The following is a 7,424-nucleotide window of genomic DNA, read 5'->3' on the forward strand; positions in this document are numbered from 1 at the left end:
TGGTAGATGAAGAAAATATATCCTTGCTTCTCTAAATAATCAGCTTGTGAGTTATTTTCCTGATCTAAATTAATATTGAATTGAGGTATTTGTGTGTTGCTTGAAGCAAGAGGTCTATTCTTCGGTAAGATTTATTTGCGTGGCAGCTTCTGATTTTAAATCTTTATTATCAACCTGGTTATAAACATTTGTACCAATAGCAAAGATAGTTTGCTGGAAATCCTCTAAAAGGGTCTTCAACTGTGTGGGGGACATATTCGGATTGTTCATTGCCGTTTGCAATTGTTCAACTTTCTGATTAGCCAAAGCTATCAACTGCTCACTGAGTAAATTGGCATTATCCCGTAATGTTGAAGCATAAGTAAACAAGAGATTATTCCCTTGGTTTTTGAGTTCCACCAGTTCTTTACGTCTTTGATCTTCTTCGGAAAATAACTCAGCTTGTTGCCGCATTTGCTCAATTTCGTTGTTACTTAAACCGCCTGTACTTGTAATCCGAATACTTTGTTCTCTACCTGTACCTTTATCTTGAGCCGCAACTTTGAGAATGCCATTCACATCAATTTCAAAAGCCACTTCAATTTGGGGAATGCCGCGAGGAGCAGGAGGAATCCCACTGAGGAGAAACTGCCCTAGACTTTTGTTATCCTTGGCCATGGAGCGTTCTCCTTGGAGGACATGAACTTCTACGGATGTTTGACCATCAACGGCTGTAGAAAATATTTGAGCTTTGCTAGTGGGAATAGTGGTATTCCGGTCAATAATTTTGGTGAATACTTCTCCTAGTGTTTCAATCCCTAAAGATAGAGGTGTGACATCTAACAGTAATAGGGTATTTAATTCTCCTCCCAAAACTCCGGCTTGGATAGCTGCACCTAGTGCTACTGCTTCATCAGGGTTGACGGAATGATCTGGGATTTTGCCATTGAAAAATTTGATCAGGGCGTTTTGAACAGCAGGAATGCGGGTAGAACCTCCTACTAAAATAATCTTATCTATATTCTGCGGTTTGACTTCTGCATCTTTGAGGGCTTGCATCATTGGGGCGATAGTCTCCTTGATTAAACTCCCTGTTAGTTCTTCAAATTGAGAACGACTGAGTTCCATTTCCAGATGCTTTGGTCCAGTAGCATCAGCAGTGATAAATGGCAGGTTAATGGAGGTAATAACCATACTAGATAGTTCAACTTTGGCTTTTTCCGCGGCTTCTCGCACGCGTTGGAGTGCCATTTTGTCTTGGGTAATGTCTATTTTCTCTTCTGCTAGGAATCGCTCTACCATCCAGCAAACAATGGCATTATCAAAGTCGTCTCCGCCGAGATGATTATTACCACAGGTGGCTTTAACTTCAAAAACTCCATCTCCTAGTTGGAGAATAGATACGTCAAATGTCCCCCCTCCTAAGTCAAATACTAAAATTAATTGCTCTTGATCTTGTTTGTCTAGACCGAAGGCTAGGGCGGCGGCGGTGGGTTCGTTGATAATTCTTAATACTTCTAGTCCAGCAATAGTACCTGCATCTTTTGTGGCTTGTCTTTGGGCATCTGTAAAATATGCTGGTACGGTAATTACGGCTTTTGTCACTTCGTCACCTAAGAAATTTTCCGCGTCTTGCTTGAGTTTTTTCAAGACCATAGCGGATATTTCTTGGGGTGTGTAATTTTGTCCGCGAATTTGGACATCAACGGTATTATCTTTTCCTTTGATGCAATTATAAGGGACGCGACCGCGCTCTAATTCTGTATCTTCCCAGCGACGACCGATAAATCTTTTAATACTGTAGATTGTGTTTTCGGCATTAGTTATAGTTTGTCGCTTTGCTAATTGTCCGATGAGGCGATCTTTCCCTTTACCAAAGGCTACAATGCTAGGGGTAGTGCGTCCACCTTCGGAGTTGGCAATTACTTTTGGTCGCCCAGATTCCAAAACAGCCACACAACTATTCGTAGTCCCTAAGTCAATCCCAATAACTTTTCCCATACTTGAATTATTTTTAATAAAATACTCCACCGTAATTATTCACAAGCGGTTGTGTTTTAGCTGAATAGGTTGGCGTTAAAAATTGTCGTTATGACAAGGGAACAGGGAACACTATGGCTTACGCCACGCTTCGCTATCGACAAGCTCAGTGCATCCCAGGGAACAGGGAATTCCAGAAAAGGTTTTGAGCAACTTTACTTGTCCTTACATATTACTCTTCGAGAAGCCGCTCCACGTCTACGGTTTTTTTCCGTTCACCTACTTACAGGCAATAAATTTATGCAACCTTTATCCAAACTTTATGAAAAACACATTTATTATAAGCGATCGCACACACAGAGGCCACAGTTTTAAAAATTAGTATTACAAACAAGGGAATAGGGAACAGATACAGGGAACAGATACAGAACTTTCCGGTGTTATGAGGTACATACCCAGCGGGCATACTATGGCTAACGCCACGCTGCGCTATCGCCAAGTGTTACAGTGACCTGGCGATGCCCTGAGCTTGTCGAAGGGTCGAACTGCTCAGTACAAGTCTTGCCCGCTATATACGTACCTCATGAAACCGGAAAGTTCTGTAAGTAAGTATCAACAACCTTATAGCGGTTATTGGTTGGGTGAAATACAAGAACCCCACCCCCAACCCCCTCCCCGCAAGCGGGGAGGGGGCTTATGACTGTATCTCATTTAAGTGCATACCGCTATATGCTGTTTAACTTAACCGTTATCTTGGCTAGACAAATCTTCTGATTCTAAAGATATATCTTCTCTGGGAGCAGCTACTTTCACCATGGCATGGCGGAGGACGCGCTCACCAAAATAGTAGCCGCGAACTAACTCTTCTAAAACTGTTCCTTCTGGATGTTCATCTGTCGGTTCTCGCATGACGGCTTCATGCAAATTTGGGTCAAATTCTTGACCTTCAGGACGCATGGGTGCTACACCTAGACGTTTTAGACAATCCACCAATTGTTTATAAACCCCTTGATAACTCTTATGAATTGTCATTTCGCCATCACCTTGGGGTTTGAGGTGCGCTCGCGCTCGCTCAAAATTATCTACAACAGGTAGCAATTCTGTAATTGTGTTTCGCTTTACCTGTAAGTCAATTTCTTCTTTTTCTTTGGCAGTTCGCTTGCGATAATTCTCAAAATCTGCGGCAATTCGCATATACTGAGTGCTACGGTCTTCTAGTTGGGTTTTGAGCGTTTCAATTTGTTGATTTAACTCTGCTAAAACAGCGATATCTACTTCAATAGGGTTGGCTGTAGCATCACCATGTTCTTCAGTGAGTATGTTATCTCCCTGTTCATTTATTTGGTTTGCTGCTTGCTCATTAAACTCGTATCCAGGTTCGTTGGAGTTAATTTCGGACGGGGAGTCACTTTTCATGAGAATATGTGGTATGTGGTAAATTCAGTCACTTAAGTGCTGAGAAGAATGGTTTGAGGTAAACTTAGGTGTGTTCGGTGACTTTAGCAACTGCTGGCTATATCTTTCGTTGATTAGCCTAATTCCTGGCTTATATAGTAGTGTACCTGTTTATTTTCGTTTACTATTATTTACTCATTCCAGATGCTTTTAACAGCAGAAATTTAACGAGCATTCAGCTAGTAAGCTAATTTTGGGTTTAAATCCCCCTTTTCAACAACCCGCTGACGACGGGCTGCTCTTTTAATTACCAATATTTTGGCAGGAAATGATACCACTAAGCTGTCATGCATCTAGTTTTTGAACCCAATCTGGGCTATAGGCGGGTTTCCACCTCCAAATTATACAATTTAAGTGCGCGACAGCTTATTATTCTATTGTGATAAATGGTGAATAGAATGGGAAATAAAGACAAAATAATTCAAAATAGCTAGAACAGTAAAGCTTTGATCTCCAAAAAAACTCTTGCCTTGTTGGTTCTCACTTAATTCTCGGCCATGAAAATTTAAATTTCAGGAGGTAGGAGGAACCCACCCTTACTCATAATGGGATTAAAGCCAAAACGCTTTATACTGCACTTCGTGCCATTATACTAACGCGCTGGGTGTCTTAGTATAACTCTTTCTGTAAACCCAGAACTAAAGTTTTAATTGATACTCATAACCTCCTGCCCCTGCCTCTTAACTCCTGCCTTTTTGTAAAAAGGTTGTTGACTGAAATTTCATACAGAATGAGAATTATCTGCCACAGTATGGGAATACTTAAAAAAGAGGTTTCTCTACCCTAACCCAATTGCTTATGACTCACTCATCACCACAACGGCGTAGCACTGCGCTGACTACAAGAACTGAGTTTTCGCCTTTCGTTAATAAATTAGTAGCGTCTGGCTATGTCAATAATGAACAAATGAAGCAGGCTGTAATTGCCAGCCGCAAGTCCGGTAAACCACTGACAGAAGTATTAGAATCAATTACTGAGCGAAAATTATCACCTGAGTTTGTCACCGAATACAAAAAACAACATTTATTTGAACTCAAAATTTTATACGGCGTTGAGTCTCTTGATCCCGCAATCTACGAAATTGATCCAACAAACGTGGGGAATTTAATTCAAACCCTCATTCCTGTTGATATCTGTCGTCGGCATCAGTTAATCCCATTGTCAAGAAATGATAACCAAAGCCCACCTTATGTGTTGGTGGCTATGGTTGATCCAGATAATTTAGATGCTTATGATGATATTAATCGAATTTTGCGTTCCCAAGGCTTGTCTTTTCAACGCAGGGTAATTACCCAGAAAGATTATCAAGACATCATTAACAAATTTTTAAATGAACAAGCGGCACGCCAAAAGATATTAGACCAGCAAAAAAATTATGATGTCAAGGGTGATTTAGACAATCTAGGGACTCTGGACATAGATGAAAGTAGTGATAATGATGTTGATTTAGATAATGCTATGAAGGGTGCTGATCATGCACCAATCATTAAACTTGTGAATCGGATTTTGTTGAAGGCTTTAACTGAGGGTGTTTCGGATATTCACATTGAACCGCAGGAAGAATATTTACGGATTCGTTTCCGTAAGGATGGGATATTACGTGAGGCATTTGATAATATGCCGAAAAAAATTATCCCAGCGGTAACAGCCCGATTTAAAATTATTTCTAACCTGGACATTGCTGAAAGACGGTTACCTCAAGATGGCCGGATTCGCCGGATATTTGCCGGAAGAAAGGTGGATTTCCGGGTAAATACTCTACCTAGTCGCTATGGAGAAAAGGTTGTTTTACGGATTTTAGATAACACTGGAACTCAATTAGGTTTGGATAAGTTAATTACTGACCCAGAAACCTTAAATATTGTTAAGGATATGGTTAGTAAGCCATTCGGGTTGATTTTAGTGACGGGACCAACTGGTTCGGGTAAAACTACTTCGTTGTATTCGGCACTATCAGAAAAGAATGATCCGGGGATTAATATCAGTACAGTAGAAGATCCAATTGAGTATAGTTTACCGGGGATTACTCAAGTACAGGTAATTCGGGAAAAGGGGTTGGATTTCTCGACGGCCTTGCGGGCTTTCTTGCGTCAAGATCCAGATGTGTTGCTGGTGGGGGAAACACGGGATCGGGAAACTGCGAAAACGGCGATTGAGGCAGCATTAACCGGTCACTTGGTATTAACTACTTTACACACTAATGATGCGCCAGGAGCGATCGCTCGCTTGGGAGAAATGGGCATTGAACCTTTCATGATTTCCAGTTCTTTAATTGGTGTTTTAGCACAACGTCTAGTTCGTCGTGTCTGTTCTGAATGTCGTATAGCATACACTCCGACCATTAAAGAACTAGCTCGCTATGGTCTATCCGTTTCCCAAGAAGCTCAGGTAACTTTCTACAAAGCCAATACTATCCCACCAGAAGAAATAGCCAGCCATAAAAATCTTTGTCAAAAATGTGGTGGTGTTGGCTACAAGGGGCGTTGTGGGGTTTATGAAGTAATGCGGATTACTGAAGAATTACAAACTCTGATCAACAAGGAAGCACCTACAAAAAGGATTAAAGAAGTAGCTGTTGAAGAGGGGATGAAAACCTTACTAGCTTACAGTTTGGACTTAGTTCGTCAAGGAGCAACTACCTTAGAAGAAGTAGAGCGAGTAACACTTACAGATGACGGTTTAGAGGCTGAATTAAAAGCTAAACGCAAAAGTGGTCTGACTTGTCTGACTTGTAGTGGGGAATTACAACCAGAATGGTTAGATTGTCCTTACTGTATGACACCTCGCTTTACAGATTAGCTGCACATTTTGAATTGAGAGTTTTAAGTTTTTTATTGTTAATTAATTGGGAGCGAAATCAGACTATGGAAATGATGATTGAAGACTTGATGGAAGAACTAATTAATAGAGGTGGGTCAGACTTGCACCTATCCGCTGGATTGCCTCCCTATTTTCGGATTAGTGGACATCTGACACCTATTGGTGAACACATATTGACGGCTGATGAATGTCAAAGGCTAATTTTCAGTATGCTCAATAACACTCAGCGCAAAACTTTAGAGCAAACATGGGAATTAGATTGTTCTTACGGTGTTAAAGGATTAGCTAGGTTCCGGGTGAATGTCTATAAAGAACGTGGTGCTTATGCTGCTTGTTTACGAGCATTAAGTTCTAAAATTCCTAACTTTGAAAAATTAGGTTTGCTAGATATAGTCCGGGAAATGACGGAAAAACCTAGAGGACTAATTCTCGTCACAGGTCCAACTGGTTCTGGTAAGACTACTACCCTAGCGGCAATGATTGACTTAATTAACCGCACTAGGGCAGAACATATTTTAACAGTTGAAGACCCTGTGGAATTTGTTTATGAACCTATCAAAAGTCTAGTTCACCAACGCCAATTAGGAGAAGATACGAAGAGTTTTGCTAATGCTTTAAAAGCAGCTTTACGAGAAGATCCCGATATTATTCTGGTAGGAGAAATGCGGGACTTGGAAACCATTGCGTTGGCGATTTCCGCTGCAGAAACAGGCCACTTGGTACTTGGTACACTACATACAAGTTCTGCCGCACAAACCGTTGACCGGATTATTGACGTTTTTCCCTCAGAAAGACAAACTCAGGTGCGGGTGCAGTTGTCTAACTCCTTAGTCGCAGTTTTTAGTCAGACTTTAGTACCTAAGAAAAATGTCAAGTCAGGTGAATATGGGCGAGTAATGGCTCAAGAAATTATGATTATCACTCCCGCTATTTCTAACTTAATTCGGGAAGGAAAAACAGCACAAATTTACTCAGCTATTCAGACGGGTGGTAAGTTGGGAATGCAAACTCTAGAAAAAGTTTTAGCTGATTTGTACAAAGCTGGAATTATTTCTTTTGAAGCAGCAATATCTAAAACTTCTAAACCAGATGAAGTCCAGCGTCTAATTGGTGCAACAGCCCCAGCAGGAGCTAAATTACGTTAACAGGCAGGGGCAGGGGGAATATTTCTTCCCAATGACAACTGTACG

The 7,424-nt window shown here is 41.0% G+C and carries 4 protein-coding genes; 2 read left to right on the forward strand and 2 right to left on the reverse strand.

Features of this window, described 5'->3' with window-relative positions:
* Positions 1-114 precede the first annotated feature (114 nt).
* On the reverse strand, positions 115-1,980 hold the full coding sequence (gene dnaK, locus FJR08_RS17315; RefSeq protein WP_168634000.1) for a molecular chaperone DnaK: 1,866 nt from the start codon (positions 1,978-1,980) through the stop codon (positions 115-117).
* 720 nt (positions 1,981-2,700) lie between these two features.
* Positions 2,701-3,375, reverse strand: a complete 675-nt coding sequence (gene grpE / locus FJR08_RS17320) for a nucleotide exchange factor GrpE (RefSeq protein WP_168634001.1) — start codon at positions 3,373-3,375, stop codon at positions 2,701-2,703.
* Between the two features lie 837 nt (positions 3,376-4,212).
* Here grpE and FJR08_RS17325 point away from each other — a divergent pair.
* On the forward strand, positions 4,213-6,213 hold the full coding sequence (locus FJR08_RS17325) for an ATPase, T2SS/T4P/T4SS family (protein ID WP_168634002.1): 2,001 nt from the start codon (positions 4,213-4,215) through the stop codon (positions 6,211-6,213).
* Between the two features lie 65 nt (positions 6,214-6,278).
* Entirely contained in the window at positions 6,279-7,379 is a 1,101-nt protein-coding gene (locus tag FJR08_RS17330) for a type IV pilus twitching motility protein PilT (RefSeq protein ID WP_168634003.1), read from the forward strand.
* Positions 7,380-7,424 lie beyond the last annotated feature (45 nt).

Origin of the sequence: Dolichospermum sp. UHCC 0260 (assembly GCF_009711985.1) — a bacterium.
Lineage (GTDB): Bacteria > Cyanobacteriota > Cyanobacteriia > Cyanobacteriales > Nostocaceae > Dolichospermum > Dolichospermum lemmermannii.

Coding starts and splice junctions, on each gene's coding strand:
- dnaK (WP_168634000.1), bottom strand. CDS start 1,980: ATGGGAAAAGTTATTGGGATTGACTTAGGGACTACGAATAGTTGTGTG.
- grpE (WP_168634001.1), bottom strand. CDS start 3,375: ATGAAAAGTGACTCCCCGTCCGAAATTAACTCCAACGAACCTGGATAC.
- FJR08_RS17325 (WP_168634002.1), top strand. CDS start 4,213: ATGACTCACTCATCACCACAACGGCGTAGCACTGCGCTGACTACAAGA.
- FJR08_RS17330 (WP_168634003.1), top strand. CDS start 6,279: ATGGAAATGATGATTGAAGACTTGATGGAAGAACTAATTAATAGAGGT.